Origin of the sequence: Pseudomonas iranensis (genome assembly GCF_014268585.2) — a bacterium.
In the GTDB taxonomy this organism is placed as follows: Bacteria; Pseudomonadota; Gammaproteobacteria; order Pseudomonadales; family Pseudomonadaceae; genus Aquipseudomonas; species Aquipseudomonas iranensis.
Genome location: NZ_CP077092.1, coordinates 88,268 through 101,756, shown reverse-complemented (window position 1 = coordinate 101,756; position 13,489 = coordinate 88,268). Strand labels below are relative to the sequence as shown.

At 60.2% G+C, this 13,489-nt stretch carries 15 protein-coding genes; 9 read left to right on the top strand and 6 right to left on the bottom strand.

Features of this window, described 5'->3' with window-relative positions; translation table 11 throughout:
* Positions 1 to 148: 148 nt before the first annotated feature.
* The 3 genes from HU724_RS00495 to phoB all read right to left on the bottom strand — a co-directional run bounded on the left by HU724_RS00495 (position 149) and on the right by phoB (position 3,727).
* On the bottom strand, positions 149 to 1,489 hold the full coding sequence (locus HU724_RS00495; protein WP_110644534.1) for a hemolysin family protein: 1,341 nt from the start codon (positions 1,487 to 1,489) through the stop codon (positions 149 to 151).
* A 123-nt stretch (positions 1,490 to 1,612) separates the two neighbouring features.
* Positions 1,613 to 2,899 carry a phosphate regulon sensor histidine kinase PhoR gene (gene phoR, locus HU724_RS00490; protein ID WP_189691472.1) on the bottom strand — a complete coding sequence of 429 codons (1,287 nt, stop codon included), beginning with the start codon at positions 2,897 to 2,899 and terminating at the stop codon, positions 1,613 to 1,615.
* A gap of 138 nt (positions 2,900 to 3,037) precedes the next feature.
* A complete protein-coding gene (gene phoB, locus HU724_RS00485; RefSeq protein ID WP_007896474.1) occupies positions 3,038 to 3,727 on the bottom strand; it encodes a phosphate regulon transcriptional regulator PhoB in 690 nt (229 codons plus the stop codon).
* A gap of 151 nt (positions 3,728 to 3,878) precedes the next feature.
* Here phoB and HU724_RS00480 point away from each other — a divergent pair, with 151 nt between their 5' ends.
* A complete protein-coding gene (locus HU724_RS00480; RefSeq protein ID WP_133335608.1) occupies positions 3,879 to 4,262 on the top strand; it encodes a COG4315 family predicted lipoprotein in 384 nt (127 codons plus the stop codon).
* Positions 4,263 to 4,379: 117 nt separating this feature from the next.
* Here HU724_RS00480 and ubiA read toward each other — a convergent pair whose 3' ends face one another.
* Together ubiA and HU724_RS00470 are read right to left on the bottom strand one after the other, a co-directional pair.
* Positions 4,380 to 5,270 (bottom strand): 4-hydroxybenzoate octaprenyltransferase, encoded by an 891-nt coding sequence (gene ubiA / locus HU724_RS00475; protein ID WP_130888948.1) that lies wholly within the window; start codon positions 5,268 to 5,270, stop codon positions 4,380 to 4,382.
* Positions 5,270 to 5,830 carry a chorismate--pyruvate lyase family protein gene (locus HU724_RS00470; protein ID WP_186568784.1) on the bottom strand — a complete coding sequence of 187 codons (561 nt, stop codon included), beginning with the start codon at positions 5,828 to 5,830 and terminating at the stop codon, positions 5,270 to 5,272. The genes ubiA and HU724_RS00470 overlap by 1 nt, the downstream gene beginning before the upstream one ends.
* A gap of 201 nt (positions 5,831 to 6,031) precedes the next feature.
* Here HU724_RS00470 and HU724_RS00465 point away from each other — a divergent pair, with 201 nt between their 5' ends.
* The 3 genes from HU724_RS00465 (at position 6,032) to HU724_RS00455 (ending at position 7,834) form a co-directional block, all read left to right on the top strand.
* A complete protein-coding gene (locus tag HU724_RS00465) occupies positions 6,032 to 6,199 on the top strand; it encodes a rubredoxin (protein ID WP_003177199.1) in 168 nt (55 codons plus the stop codon).
* A gap of 20 nt (positions 6,200 to 6,219) precedes the next feature.
* A complete protein-coding gene (locus HU724_RS00460; protein ID WP_186568785.1) occupies positions 6,220 to 7,368 on the top strand; it encodes an NAD(P)/FAD-dependent oxidoreductase in 1,149 nt (382 codons plus the stop codon).
* Positions 7,369 to 7,558: 190 nt separating this feature from the next.
* Positions 7,559 to 7,834: an HU family DNA-binding protein gene (locus tag HU724_RS00455; RefSeq protein WP_003213368.1), complete on the top strand. Its 276-nt coding sequence runs from the start codon at positions 7,559 to 7,561 to the stop codon at positions 7,832 to 7,834.
* A gap of 97 nt (positions 7,835 to 7,931) precedes the next feature.
* Here the strand turns inward: HU724_RS00455 and HU724_RS00450 are convergent, their stop codons facing one another.
* Positions 7,932 to 8,288, bottom strand: coding sequence for a hypothetical protein (locus HU724_RS00450; protein WP_071172084.1), 357 nt, complete (start codon positions 8,286 to 8,288; stop codon positions 7,932 to 7,934).
* Positions 8,289 to 8,960: 672 nt separating this feature from the next.
* Between HU724_RS00450 and tssA the strand changes: the two genes are divergently transcribed.
* Genes tssA through HU724_RS00425 form a run of 5 tightly spaced genes read left to right on the top strand, consistent with a single transcriptional unit; the run spans position 8,961 to position 13,489 of the window.
* Positions 8,961 to 10,523: a type VI secretion system protein TssA gene (gene tssA, locus HU724_RS00445; RefSeq protein ID WP_056790892.1), complete on the top strand. Its 1,563-nt coding sequence runs from the start codon at positions 8,961 to 8,963 to the stop codon at positions 10,521 to 10,523.
* Between the two features lie 32 nt (positions 10,524 to 10,555).
* Positions 10,556 to 11,059, top strand: coding sequence for a type VI secretion system contractile sheath small subunit (tssB, locus tag HU724_RS00440; protein ID WP_016772498.1), 504 nt, complete (start codon positions 10,556 to 10,558; stop codon positions 11,057 to 11,059).
* A gap of 25 nt (positions 11,060 to 11,084) precedes the next feature.
* On the top strand, positions 11,085 to 12,560 hold the full coding sequence (gene tssC / locus HU724_RS00435) for a type VI secretion system contractile sheath large subunit (protein WP_016772499.1): 1,476 nt from the start codon (positions 11,085 to 11,087) through the stop codon (positions 12,558 to 12,560).
* Positions 12,561 to 12,569: 9 nt separating this feature from the next.
* Positions 12,570 to 12,977, top strand: a complete 408-nt coding sequence (gene tssE / locus HU724_RS00430) for a type VI secretion system baseplate subunit TssE (protein ID WP_007920274.1) — start codon at positions 12,570 to 12,572, stop codon at positions 12,975 to 12,977.
* Between the two features lie 11 nt (positions 12,978 to 12,988).
* Entirely contained in the window at positions 12,989 to 13,489 is a 501-nt protein-coding gene (locus HU724_RS00425; protein WP_186568786.1) for a PAAR domain-containing protein, read from the top strand.

The following is a 13,489-nucleotide window of genomic DNA, read 5'->3' as shown; positions in this document are numbered from 1 at the left end:
TGTGGCGAGGGGATTTATCCCCGTTGGGCCGCGAAGCGGCCCCAAATATTGCAACTCTGTACTAACTGACTGCATTCAATGGTTTTGGGACGGCTGCGCCGTCCAACGGGGATAAATCCCCTCGCCACAAGAGCCCCCCAAACTCCCATCAATCCAGCATCAACACCTTGGCCAGGACAATCTTCGGCCCTTTCATCTTCTTGATGATGATGCGCAGGCCTTCGACTTCCAGCACTTCTTCCTCTTCCGGCACCCGTTTCAGGGTTTCGTAAACCAGCCCGGCGAGGGTTTCCGCTTCGATGTGATCGAGATCGATGCCCAGCAGACGTTCAACCTTGAACAACGGCGTATCGCCACGCACCAGCAATTTGCCCGGCTGATAGGCGAGGATGCCGCGCTCTGCCTTGCGGTGTTCGTCCTGAATGTCGCCGACCAGCACTTCCAGCACGTCTTCCATGGTCAGGTAGCCGATGATGTTGCCGTCAGCCTCCTCGACCACGGCGAAGTGCGAGCCGCCCTTGCGGAACTGCTCCAGCAGTTGCGACAGCGGCATGTGCCGCGATACGCGCTCCAGCGGGCGGGTCAGCTCGGCCAGGTTGAACGACTCGGGAATGTGGTCCAGCGCCGCCAGTTCCAGTAGCAGATCCTTGATGTGCAGCAGGCCGACGAACTCCTGGCGCTCGCTGTCGTACACCGGATAACGGCTGAACTTGTGGCGACGGAACATCGCCAGGATTTCTTTCAGCGGCGCGTTGAATTCCAGAGTGATCAGGTCTTCGCGGGAATTGGCCCAGTCGACCACTTCCAGCTCGCCCATTTCCACGGCCGAGGCCAATACGCGCATGCCCTGATCGCTCGGATCCTGGCCCCGGCTGGAGTGCAGGATCAGTTTCAGTTCTTCGCGGCTGTAATGGTGTTCATGGTGCGGGCCGGGTTCACCTTGCCCGGCGATACGCAGAATCGCGTTGGCGCTGGCGTTGAGCAGGTAGATCGCCGGGTACATCGCCCAGTAGAACAGGTACAGCGGCACCGCCGTCCACAGCGACAGCAGCTCGGGTTTGCGGATCGCCCACGACTTGGGCGCCAGCTCGCCGACCACGATGTGCAGGTACGAAATGATGAAGAACGCGGTGAAGAACGACACGCCTTTGATGATCTCGGGCGATTCGACGCCGACTGCGCTCAGCAGCGGCTCGAGAATATGCGCGAACGCCGGCTCACCGACCCAGCCCAGACCGAGAGAGGCGAGGGTAATGCCGAGCTGGCACGCCGACAGGTAGGCATCGAGCTGACTGTGCACGGTGCGCAGGATGTGCCCGCGCCAGCCGTGTTGTTCAGCGATGGCCTCGACCCGGGTCGAGCGCAATTTGACCATGGCGAATTCCGCTGCAACGAAAAAACCGTTGAGCAAAACCAGGATCAGAGCAAAAAGAATCATGCCGAAGTCGGCAAAAATGGTCGCGAGGGACAAGCCAGGGGAAGGGTCCATGATGGAGTTTTGCGGGTTCCGTGTGATTCGAAAGTAGGGAGAAACAGCGCCTGAAAGGCAGGCACAAGTCAGCCAATGTAGCGGCTGACCGTGCGATTGCCTAGTGGCGTGTGCCGGGCGGCATCACTCGGTGGCGCTGATCGCCCGTGCGCTGGCCACCTGGGCCGGGGCGAAATGACAGGTGAACGTGCTGCCGTGACCGGGCACGCTGCTGATTTCCATGCGTGCGCGGTGGCGCAGCAGCACGTGCTTGACGATGGCCAGGCCGAGGCCAGTGCCGCCGGTGTTGGAGTTGCGGCTGGAGTCGACGCGGTAGAAACGTTCAGTCAGGCGCGGCAGATGTTTGCTGTCGATGCCGATGCCGGAATCCTGCACGCTCAGGTGCGCACCTTGCTCGTCGCCCCACCAGCGAATGCGGATGTTGCCCTCGGCGGGGGTGTACTTGACCGCGTTGAACACCAGATTGGAGAACGCGCTGCGCAGCTCGGCCTCGCTGCCCTTGAGCAGCACTCCGGCATTGGCCTCAAGGCTGATGCGCTGGTTCTTCGCCCCGGACAACTGCTGCGCATCGCTGGTGATCGATTGCAGCAGTGTGTCGATCTGCACTGGCTGGTTGTCCGACGGATAGTCGGTGGCTTCCAGTTTTGCCAGCAGCAACAGGTCGTTGAGCAGCGTCTGCATGCGCCCGCCCTGTTGCTGCATCTGTTGCAGGGCTCGGCTCCAGCGCGGGTTCACTTCCTCGACATTGTCGAGCAGGGTTTCCAGATAGCCGCAGATCACCGTCAGCGGTGTACGCAGCTCGTGTGAGACGTTGGCGATGAAGTCCTTGCGCATTTGTTCCAGCTGATGAATGCGCGTCACGTCGCGGACCAGCATCAGGTGTTCATTGTTGCCGTAGCGGGTCAGGTACAGCTGAATGCGCACGCGATCGTTGGTCGGCGAAGGGATTTCCAATGGCTCGGCGAAGCTGTCCTGCTCGAAGTATTCCTTGAAGCGCGGATGGCGCACCAGGTTGGTCACCGGTTGGCCGCTGTCCTGCGGAGTCTTCAGGCCGAGCAGGGTTTCGGCGGCGCGGTTCCACCATTCGAGGTTGCCGTCGCTGTCGAGCATGATGACTGCATCTTTCAGCGCGGCGGTGGATTCCTGCACCCGGTCGATCACCGCTTGCAGACGCCCGCGCACCCGTTGGTCGCGGCGTTGCAGGTGGTAGATGCTGTCGAACACCTCGCCCCACAGACCATAGCCATCGGGCGGTGCTTCGTCGGGTTGATGCTGGCGCAGCCATTCGTGCAGACGCAGCAATTGCTTGAGCGTCCAGGCCAGATAAAGCCCCAGACCCGCCGCGAGGCTCCAGCCGTAATAGCCGGTGATCAGGCCGATCACCAGGCAGGCGGTGACCAGCAACAGCATGTGGCGAATCAGGGTGCCATGCCAGTTTTGATTCACAGAGGCGTCCTTAGCCGCAGCTTCAAGTTTCAAGCCGCAAGCTCCAAGCTAAAGCGGATCGGCTGTTACTTGCCGCTTGTAGCTAAAAGCTTGCAGCTGCTTTTATGCTTTTGTAGAGAACCGATAACCGGTGCCGCGCACGGTTTGTACCAGATTTTCGTAAGCGTCGCCGAGGGCCTTGCGCAGCCGGCGGATGTGCACGTCGACGGTGCGTTCTTCGACATAGACGTTGCCGCCCCAGACCTGGTCGAGCAACTGGCCACGGGTGTAGGCGCGTTCCTGATGGGTCATGAAGAATTGCAGCAGGCGGTATTCGGTCGGGCCCATCTCGGCGGGTTTGCCGTCGATGGTCACGCGATGGCTGATCGGGTCGAGCAGCAGGCCGCCGACTTCGATCGGCGCTTCGCCATCGGTCGGTCCGGCGCGGCGCAGCACAGCCTTGAGGCGGGCGACCAGTTCACGCGGCGAAAACGGTTTGGTGATGTAGTCGTCGGCGCCGACTTCCAGGCCCTGGATCTTGTTATCCTCCTCGCCCTTGGCGGTGAGCATGATGATCGGGATGTCCCCGGTCAGCTCGTCACGCTTGAGGCGCCGGGCCAGTTCGATGCCCGAGGTGCCGGGCAGCATCCAGTCGAGCAGGATCAGGTCCGGTTTGCGGTCGACAATGATGGCGTGAGCCTGCTGTGAGTTCTCTGCCTCAAGGCAGTCATAGCCGGCCATTTCCAACGCCACGGCGATCATTTCGCGAATGGGCGCTTCGTCGTCGACGATCAGAATGCTCCTGCCAACCATGCCTTAATCCTCTTGTCATTTAACTGTCTTGCGCCGCATTAGATAACGGAATTATTGCAGTCGTGTGACAGTATTTCAGGCCGGCAACATTTGCACCCATCCTCGACTAAGCTCTAAGTCCGAATCCTGACAACCACAAAAGAAGGTTTCCATGACTCAGATGACTGCTTCGTTCAAAGCCCTGCTGATGGCCGCGGCCCTGACATTGCCGGGGCTGGCCATGGCGGCCGATCCGGCGATGGAAAAGGACGGCATGTACACCGACCACAAGGGCATGACCCTGTACACCTTTGCCAAGGACTCCGCTGGCAAGTCCGCGTGCAATGACAAGTGCGCGGCAAACTGGCCGCCGCTAATGGCGACAGCGAATGACAAGTCGATGGGGGACTGGACGGTAATCACTCGTGATGATGGCAGCAAGCAGTGGGCCTACCAGGGCATGCCGCTGTACACCTTCGTGATGGACAAAAAGGCCGGCGACATGACCGGCGACGGCAAAATGGACGGCGCGTGGAAAGTCGCCAAGGCCAAGTAACCACGACGCACAAAACTGTGGGAGCGAGCCTGCTCGCGAAAAGCGGTGTGTCAGCTATTGCAGAGGTGACTGACATGACGCCTTCGCGAGCAGGCTCGCTCCCACAGGTGTCATGCATCAGCGCAGTGCGTAATCCAGCACGATCCCGACAAAGATCGCCAACCCTGCCCAATGGTTGTGCAAGAAGGCCTGGAAGCAACGCATGCGGTCCTTGCTGCGCGTGTACCAGAACTCCCACGCATAACATCCCGCAGCCACCAGCAAACCGAGGTGGAACCAGGTCCCCAGCTCGAACTTCGACCCGGCCAGAATCAGGCAGGCCAGCGACAATGCCTGCAAGCTGAGGATGATCACCCGATCCGCCTCGCCAAACAGAATCGCCGTGGATTTCACGCCGATCTTCAGGTCGTCATCGCGATCGGTCATTGCGTAATAAGTGTCATAACCCACCGTCCACAGCAGATTGGCGATCCACAGCAACCACGCCGCTGCTGGCAACTCGCCGGTCTCAGCGGTAAAGGCCATTGGCATGCCCCAGGAAAACGCCGCCCCCAGCACCACTTGCGGGTAGTAGGTGTAGCGCTTCATGAACGGATACGTGAATGCCAGCGCCAGACCGCCCAGCGACAGCCAGATCGTCGGTGCGTTGGTGCACAGCACCAGCAGAAAACTGATGCCCATCAGCACTGCAAAGAACATCAGCGCTTCCTTCGAGCTGATGCGGCCAGCAGCGAGCGGCCGTTGCGCGGTGCGTTTGACGTGGCCGTCGACCTTGCGGTCAGCCCAGTCGTTGATCACGCAACCACCGGCGCGGGTCAGCACTACGCCAAGAACAAAAATCACCACGTTGGCCAGCGACGGCGAACCCTTGCCGGCAATCCACAGCGCCCACAGCGTTGGCCACAGCAGCAGGTAAATGCCAATCGGCTTGTCCATGCGCGTCAACTGAACGAAATCCCAGGCGCGCGGGTTCAGGCGGTTGAGGGACTTGAGCAGGCTCTGATACATCAGCAGTTCTCCGGATGGGCGCGGGCGGCGTCCCACAGGCTCGGCAGAAAGATTTCCGCGACCAGCACGCTCAGCGCGCCACGGTCGAAACGCGAACGCCGGCCCCACAGCTCAGGGGCTTGCACCGCTGGCGGCAACCATTGTTCAGGGTAGCGGCAGACTTCAATCGCGCGGCGCTGGAACGCCCGATCGCAAAACAGCAATTCGCCCAGCGAGCGGCTGCCCAGTTCATCCATGTGCAAACCATCACCTTGCAGGGCCGCCCGTGAGGCAACGCTGCGGGCAAACACCCAGGCCTCGCCGTGGCCGCGCAAATACACCTCGCGCACCCAGCCTTCGCTGCCCTCGGCCAGATCCAGTGCCGCGCATTCATCAGCGCGCAAGATGTCCCAGCCTTCGAACAGCGGCGACACGCTGAAGCCGTCCTCGGACAAACGGGTCAAACGGCGGGTCAGCGAGCCTTCGTCGAACAACCAGTCGAGGGTCAACGGATCGGGGCGGGGCGTCAGGCGTTGCTGGGTCAGCCAGAGCGGGGCGGGGCAGGCATTTGAATGTTGCACAATGAGTCATTATTGGCCGCAAATGAGGCGGCGAGCTTACCATGGCGGGCGACAGGATTGAGCGGCGCCGGCCGCCGTTGCGCCGAACAGGCTTGCATCTGCGCGGCACCCTCAGTACAAAACGCCCTGAGCCGGATGGCAACGCAGCACCCATCGACCGTCCGCGCCGGCACTACGCCTGAACCCTGAGGAAGTACCTGAATGAAGAAGTGGCAATGTATCGTCTGTGGCCTGATCTATAACGAAGCCGATGGTTGGCCGGATGACGGCATCGCGCCGGGCACCCGCTGGGAAGACGTACCGGCAGACTGGCTGTGCCCCGACTGCGGCGTCGGCAAGATGGACTTCGAAATGATCGAAATCAACTAAGCAAATCAGAGGAGTAAGGCATGAGCGCACCAGTCGTCATCATCGGCACCGGGCTTGCGGGCTACAACCTGGCCCGCGAGTTTCGCAAGCTCGACAGCGAAACCCCGCTGCTGCTGATCACCGCCGATGACGGCCGCTCTTACTCCAAGCCGATGCTCTCCACCGGTTTCGGCAAGAACAAGGACGCCGACGGCCTGAGCATGGCCGAACCCGGCGTCATGGCCGAGCAGTTGAAGGCCGAAGTGCGCACCCACACGCGCATCAGCGGCATCGACGCCGGCCACAAACGCTTGTGGATCGGTGAAGAAGCCGTGCCCTATCGCGACCTGATTCTGGCCTGGGGCGCGGAAACCGTGCGCGTGCCGATCGAAGGCGACGGCGCGGAACTGGTGTTCCCGATCAACGATCTCGAAGACTACGCGCGCTTCCGTGCCGCAGCGGCGGGCAAGCGTCGGGTTTTGTTGCTCGGCGCCGGGTTGATCGGCTGCGAATTCGCCAATGACCTGATTCTCGGCGGCTACGAAGTGCAACTGGTCGCGCCGTGCGAACAGGTCATGCCGATGCTCTTGCATCCCGCCGCTGCGGCGGCCGTGCAGGCCGGGCTGGAAAGTATCGGGGCGAAGTTTCACCTCGGCCCGGTGTTGACCCGGCTGCAGAAAGTCGCCGATGGCCTCGAAGCGCACCTGTCCGATGGTCAGATCATCCCGTGCGATGTAGTGGTCTCGGCGATCGGCCTGCGCCCGCGCATCGATCTGGCAGCGGCTGCCGGCGTGCAGATCAATCGCGGCGTGATGGTCGATCGTTACCTGAAGACGTCCCACGCCAATATTTACGCATTGGGCGACTGCGCCGAAGTCGACGGGCTCAATCTGCTCTACGTGATGCCGCTGATGAGTTGCGCGCGCGCGTTGGCGCAAACCCTCGCAGGAAACCCGACGGCCGTCAGCTACGGTCCGATGCCGATCACCGTGAAAACCCCGGTGTGCCCGCTGGTGGTTTCGCCGCCGCCACGGGGCAGCGAAGGCATTTGGAGCGTCGAAGGGCAGGGCGCCGACATCAAAGCGCTGTGCCACAGTGCCGACGGTCAGTTGCTCGGTTACGCCCTGACCGGCGGGGCGGTCATGGAAAAACTGGCCCTGAACAAACAGCTGCCGCCGCTGCTGGCGTAAATGCCGGTCGTTCTGTCGCAAACACCGCTCTTTTGCCCCGACAAAGGTCTTGGGGAGACTGGCGCCGCCGTTGGCGGCGTGCCATTCTCACTCCCGTCTGCCGCAGAGTAGAGCCTGCGGCGCCTTGGGCGCTGTTCCAACGAGAACAGCACGGACATAACAACAAAAAACCGTCAAAGGGGCTTCACTAATGCGTAAACCAGAACTCGCCGCTGCAATCGCCGAAAAGGCCGACCTGACCAAAGAACAGGCCAACCGCGTCCTCAATGCCGTCCTCGAAGAAATCACCGGCGCCCTGCACCGCAAGGACAGCGTGACGCTGGTCGGTTTCGGCACCTTCCTGCAGCGCCACCGCGGCGCCCGCACCGGCAAAAACCCGCAGACCGGCGAGCCGGTCAAGATCAAGGCCAGCAACACCGTTGCGTTCAAGCCAGGCAAATCGTTGAAAGACAGCGTCAATCCTTGATGGCGGCGTGCTCCCCTGAATGACGGGGAGAACCGCAAATGAGAAATGGGCACACCGATTGCGGTCGGGTGCCCATTTTTTGTGGCTGTCTGTTGGCTTACTGGCGTCGGAAGCAGGCCTTGCCGTTGCCGAAATCCACGGCCAGGCAGTTTGGCTCGATCGCCAGTTGCAGGTCCTGGAACAGCCCGCCCAGATCGCTGTTGGAGGCAGGCTTGGTTTTGCTTTCCAGCACTACTGTCTGGTTCTCGACTTTCCAGGTGCCTTTGGCAAAGCCATCGGCGCTGCCATACGCCACACCGGCATCAAAGGTGCCGTCCTTTCGCAACAGCAACTCGGCGCCCATTTCCATTGCGCCGGTCAGGTAGTAATGGCCGTCCAATGGTGGGGTTTCCGCTGACGCGTGGGTGATGGGCAGCCACATGAGCGCGGCGAAAAACAGTGGTTTCAGTTCCATGAAGTAAAGCTCCAGACCTGCGTTTCAAGGGGATTTGCTTGGGCTCGGATCTTTAACCAAGCCTGCAGGATATGAATTATGTAAGAAGTATCCCTGAGTTTTGTCAGAGTATTTTCTGGCATGAGGTGAAGGCATTGCCGGGGAAAAATACATCAATAACTATCGAGTTCGCTGTGGAGCGGCGTATATGTTGAACATACAAGTTTCAATTATGTGAAATGCCATCATTTTGCTGGCACTTTTTTCGTTGCTCGTTGTCGTCTGCGAAAGGTTAAAAGATGCCGGTCTTTATTCAGAAGTCTCCTACTTCTATTTTTTTCCGGATTTGTCATGCTGCACGCCGCTCAAGGACATGAGCGTCCGGTAAACTCGCCCGTCTGCAACGGGAGGCTCTGGATCAATGGTTTCGCAGGACCATGGTGAATGCGCTGTATATCAATCGGCCTCAGGGAAACCCCTGCGACATATAGGGCGATCTCCTACAGACCGCAATGAACAGTTCGTCTTGTTGTTTAATCAGATGCTTGCTAGTGGCCATCATAGTGATTACGATGCGCCCACTTGAAAGAGCACATCTCAATTGGATGAGTCGCTGAACTGCTCTTCGATACTGTCCCGCGTTGCTGAAACTCCATTCGCGCGCATGACTGTAATCCTTAATAAAGGCCATGGATGTCCTACTCAAGCAAACTTTCCGCCCATTACCTCGAACTCGCAAAAGTCTCTGTTTCCAAAGAGAATTTCGCGGGCGAAGACGTTCGTTTTTCGAGCGAGTTCGAGGCGCTGGAAAGTGAGCTGGCCAAGGCTTCGTCGATGCACGAAAGCGGGCAGATCGACTGGCTGAAAATCCGCGAAAACAGCGAAAATCTGCTGCGTACCCAATCCAAGGATCTGCGTGTCGGCGCCTGGCTGACCTGGTCGCTGTACCAGCGCGAATCCTTCCCCGGGCTGCTCGCCGGCCTCGGTCTGCTGCACCATCTGTCGGAAAACAACTGGGCCGACGTTCACCCGCTCAAACCCCGCACCCGTGCCGCCGCGATCGGCTGGCTGGTGCCGCGTCTCGAGCAGGTCATCACCGAAAACATTGCGATCAAAGAGCAGTTGCCGATGTTCCGGCAGCTCTCCGAGCACCTGGCCGGCCTTGAGGCCGCGTGCACTGAGCATCTGGGCGATGACGCGCCGCTGCTGCTGCCGATCTCCCGCCGCCTGAAAACCATGATTCAGCGCGCCGCCGACAACCAGCCGGCGCCCGGCGTGGTGGGCGCGGCGGTGGCGCAGGTCAAGCAGGCCGCGACCCAACTGCTCACCCCTGGCGCGCCGATCGACAACGAGCGGGATGCGCACAAAGCCCTGCGCGCCCAGCAGGACAGCGCCCGGCCATTGTGTGCCTGGTGGCTGAAACAGAAAGCCACCGACCTGCGTGCCCTGCGCCTCAATCGCACGCTGCTGTGGATGACCATCGACGCGGTGCCCGAGCGCAACGCCGAGCAGATCACCGTGCTGCGCGGTCTGCCGCTGGAAAAGCTCAAGCTCTATCAGGACCGTTTCGATCAGGGCAAATACGCCGACCTGCTGGTGGAACTGGAGGCGAGCCTGGCGAAGGCGCCGTTCTGGTTCGATGGCCAGAGGATGGTCTGGGAATGTCTCCAGAACCTCAACGCCGAGCTGGCCATGCGCGAAGTGGAAATCCACTTCGCGCTTTTGATTCAGCGCCTGCCGGGCATTATCGAGTTGCGCTTCCATGACGGCGCGCCGTTTGCTGATCCGTCCACCCGGGCGTGGATCGCTGCCAACGTCATGCCGCACCTGCAAAGCGCCAGCGCGCCGCGCAAGGTCGAAAGCGAGAACGTCGAAACCCAGCCCGCCTGGGAAAAGGCCCTCGAGGAAGTCCAGCCGATTCTGCGCAAGGAAGGTTTGAAGCCGGCCGTGCAGATTCTCAAGCAGGGTCTGCAATCGGCCCACGGTGGCCGCGAACGCTTCTTCTGGCAGTTCACCCTCGCGCGGCTGTGTTTCCTGGCCAAGAAATACGAACTGGCCAAGAACCAGCTCGAAACCCTCGATCAGACATTACAGGACTCAGGCCTGCACGCCTGGGAGCCCGATCTTGCATTGCAAGTGCTGCACCTGCTGCACAGTTGCTGCGAGTTGTTGCCGCAGAACCACGCCGTACGTGAAAGCAAGGAAGAGATTTATCGCAGGCTGTGCCACCTCGACCTCGAAGTGGTACTCGAATAGGCCCCAGGGCCACAACCGCAAGGAGAAAAGCCATGGCCAAAGAAGGCTCGGTAGCCCCCAAGGAACGCATCAACGTCACCTTCAAACCCGCCACCGGCGGTGCTCAGGAAGAGATTGAACTGCCGCTGAAACTGCTGGCAATCGGTGACTACACCCACCGCAAGGACGATCGCAAAATCGAAGATCGCAAGCCGATCAGCATCGACAAGATGACCTTCGACGAAGTGTTGGCCAAGCAAGAGCTGGGTCTGACGCTGAGCGTGCCGAACCGTCTGCAGGAAGATGGCGAGGCTGAAGAGCTGGCCGTGCAATTGCGCGTCAATTCGATGAAGGACTTCAACCCGGCCAGCCTGGTCGAGCAAGTGCCTGAGCTGAAAAAACTGATGGAACTGCGCGATGCGCTGGTGGCCCTCAAAGGCCCGCTGGGTAACGCACCTGCGTTCCGTAAAGCGATCGAAGGCGTGCTCGCCGACGACGAATCCCGCGGTCGCGTACTCGGTGAGCTGGGCCTGAACGCCGCAGCCCCGGACGCCTGAGACTCTTGCCAAGGAAGCCAACACAATGAGCACTAGCGCAGCACAAGAGAAGAGCGCCGCCAGCGGCGAATACAGCATTCTCGACAGCATCATCGCCGAAACCCGTCTGACCCCGGACGACGAAGCCTACGACATCGCCAAGCGTGGCGTGTCGGCGTTCATCGAAGAGCTGCTCAAGCCGCAGAACAACGGTGAGCCGGTCAAGAAAGCCATGGTTGACCGCATGATCGCCGAGATCGATGCCAAGCTCAGCCGTCAGATGGACGAGATCCTGCACCACCCGGATTTCCAGGCGCTGGAATCGTCGTGGCGTGGTCTGCAGTTGCTGGTCGACCGCACCAACTTCCGCGAAAACATCAAGATCGAAATCCTCAACGTCTCCAAAGAAGACCTGCTGGACGATTTCGAAGATTCGCCGGAAGTCATGCAGTCGGGCCTGTACAAGCACATCTACACCGCTGAATACGGCCAGTTCGGTGGTCAGCCTGTGGGCGCGATCATCGCCAACTACTACATGTCGCCAAGCTCGCCAGACGTCAAGCTGATGCAGTACGTGGCCAGCGTTTCGTGCATGTCCCACGCGCCGTTCATCGCTGCCGCCGGGCCGAAATTCTTCGGCCTGGAAAGCTTCACCGGCCTGCCGGATCTGAAAGATCTGAAAGACCACTTCGAAGGCCCGCAATTCGCCAAATGGCAGAGCTTCCGTACCTCGGAAGACTCGCGCTACGTTGGCCTGACCGTGCCGCGTTTCCTGCTGCGCAACCCGTACGATCCGGAAGAAAACCCGGTGAAATCGTTCGTGTACAAGGAAACCGTTGCCAACAGCCACGAGCACTACCTGTGGGGCAACACGGCTTACGCGTTCGGCACCAAGCTGACCGACAGCTTCGCCAAATTCCGCTGGTGCCCGAACATCATCGGCCCGCAGAGCGGTGGCGCGGTTGAAGACCTGCCTTTGCACCATTTCGAAAGCATGGGCGAAATCGAAACCAAGATTCCTACCGAAGTATTGGTTTCCGACCGTCGTGAATACGAACTGGCCGAGGAAGGCTTCATTTCCCTGACCATGCGCAAAGGCTCCGACAACGCGGCGTTCTTCTCCGCCAGTTCGGTGCAGAAGCCGAAGTTCTTCGGCATCAGCGCAGAAGGCAAGGCCGCAGAGCTGAACTACAAGCTCGGCACCCAACTGCCGTACATGATGATCGTCAACCGTCTGGCTCACTATTTGAAAGTGTTGCAGCGCGAGCAACTCGGTTCGTGGAAAGAGCGTACCGACCTCGAGCTGGAACTGAACAAGTGGATCCGTCAGTACGTTGCCGACCAGGAAAACCCGAGCGCCGAAGTCCGTGGCCGTCGTCCGCTGCGCGCTGCGCAAGTGATCGTCAGCGACGTTGAAGGCGAGCCGGGCTGGTACCGCGTGAGCTTGAACGTGCGTCCGCACTTCAAGTACATGGGCGCCGATTTCACCCTGTCGCTGGTTGGCAAGCTGGACAAAGAGTAAGAGCGACTCATGGACGGATACGGCAGCCTGTTCGAACGCCTCAATGGCGACGCACAACTACGCAAGGGCAACAGCCTTGAGGCTTGTGCCATGGCGTCAGTGGCTGCCCATCTGGCCAAAATGCTCAGCACCCGGGCCGGCAGCGTGCAAACGCTGGCCGACTACGGGTTGCCCGATCTCAATGACATGCGCCTGAGCCTGCACGACTCCCTGAGTCAGGCCCGTCTGGCTATCGAAAACTTCATCGAAGCCTACGAGCCACGCCTGAGCAATGTGCGTGTCATTTCCCTGCCGCGTGACCACGATCAACTGCGCCTGGCCTTCAGTATCGAAGGCCTGCTGGAAGTTGAAGGGTTCAAGCGTCAGGTCAGTTTTTCCGCGCGCCTGGATGGCAGCGGTCAAGTCAAGGTCACCTAAGGAGATCCCCGATGTCTGGCAAACCCGCAGCACGCGTATCCGACCCCACCGCTTGCCCGCTCCCCGGCCACGGCACCAACCCGATCGCCGCCGGTTCCGGCGACGTGTTCTTCGACGGCCTCGCGGCCGCCCGCCAAGGCGATGCCTCTGCGTGTGGTGGTGCGCTGGTCGGCGACCTTGCCACTACCGTTTTGATCAACGGCAAACCGGCTGCGACAGTAGGTTCGGTTGGATCTCACGGCAACAAGGTCACGGCTGGGTCCGGGACGGTGATTATTGGCAATTCGCATACGCCGGCGCCGTTTGTGCCGCCGTTGCCTTTGATCATTCCGGGCTTTGATGCTCAATTCCAACTCAAAAACGGCCTGGGGAACCCGCTAGCGGATACCAAGTACTTACTACGCCGAGCGGATGGATCTCTCGAAAGCGGAATCACCAATGAGTTGGGTCTGACTCACCGCGTGAAGGCACACACAGCCTCCGAAAAAATTGAAGTTTTTATTGAGAGCTGA

Coding starts and splice junctions, on each gene's coding strand:
- HU724_RS00495 (WP_110644534.1), bottom strand. CDS start 1,489: ATGGACCCTTCCCCTGGCTTGTCCCTCGCGACCATTTTTGCCGACTTC.
- phoR (WP_189691472.1), bottom strand. CDS start 2,899: ATGCTGTTGCTGGTCACCGCCTGCCTGGTGATCGGCCTGATCACCGGC.
- phoB (WP_007896474.1), bottom strand. CDS start 3,727: ATGGTTGGCAGGAGCATTCTGATCGTCGACGACGAAGCGCCCATTCGC.
- HU724_RS00480 (WP_133335608.1), top strand. CDS start 3,879: ATGACTCAGATGACTGCTTCGTTCAAAGCCCTGCTGATGGCCGCGGCC.
- ubiA (WP_130888948.1), bottom strand. CDS start 5,270: ATGTATCAGAGCCTGCTCAAGTCCCTCAACCGCCTGAACCCGCGCGCC.
- HU724_RS00465 (WP_003177199.1), top strand. CDS start 6,032: ATGAAGAAGTGGCAATGTATCGTCTGTGGCCTGATCTATAACGAAGCC.
- HU724_RS00460 (WP_186568785.1), top strand. CDS start 6,220: ATGAGCGCACCAGTCGTCATCATCGGCACCGGGCTTGCGGGCTACAAC.
- HU724_RS00455 (WP_003213368.1), top strand. CDS start 7,559: ATGCGTAAACCAGAACTCGCCGCTGCAATCGCCGAAAAGGCCGACCTG.
- HU724_RS00450 (WP_071172084.1), bottom strand. CDS start 8,288: ATGGAACTGAAACCACTGTTTTTCGCCGCGCTCATGTGGCTGCCCATC.
- tssA (WP_056790892.1), top strand. CDS start 8,961: ATGTCCTACTCAAGCAAACTTTCCGCCCATTACCTCGAACTCGCAAAA.
- tssB (WP_016772498.1), top strand. CDS start 10,556: ATGGCCAAAGAAGGCTCGGTAGCCCCCAAGGAACGCATCAACGTCACC.
- tssC (WP_016772499.1), top strand. CDS start 11,085: ATGAGCACTAGCGCAGCACAAGAGAAGAGCGCCGCCAGCGGCGAATAC.
- tssE (WP_007920274.1), top strand. CDS start 12,570: ATGGACGGATACGGCAGCCTGTTCGAACGCCTCAATGGCGACGCACAA.
- HU724_RS00425 (WP_186568786.1), top strand. CDS start 12,989: ATGTCTGGCAAACCCGCAGCACGCGTATCCGACCCCACCGCTTGCCCG.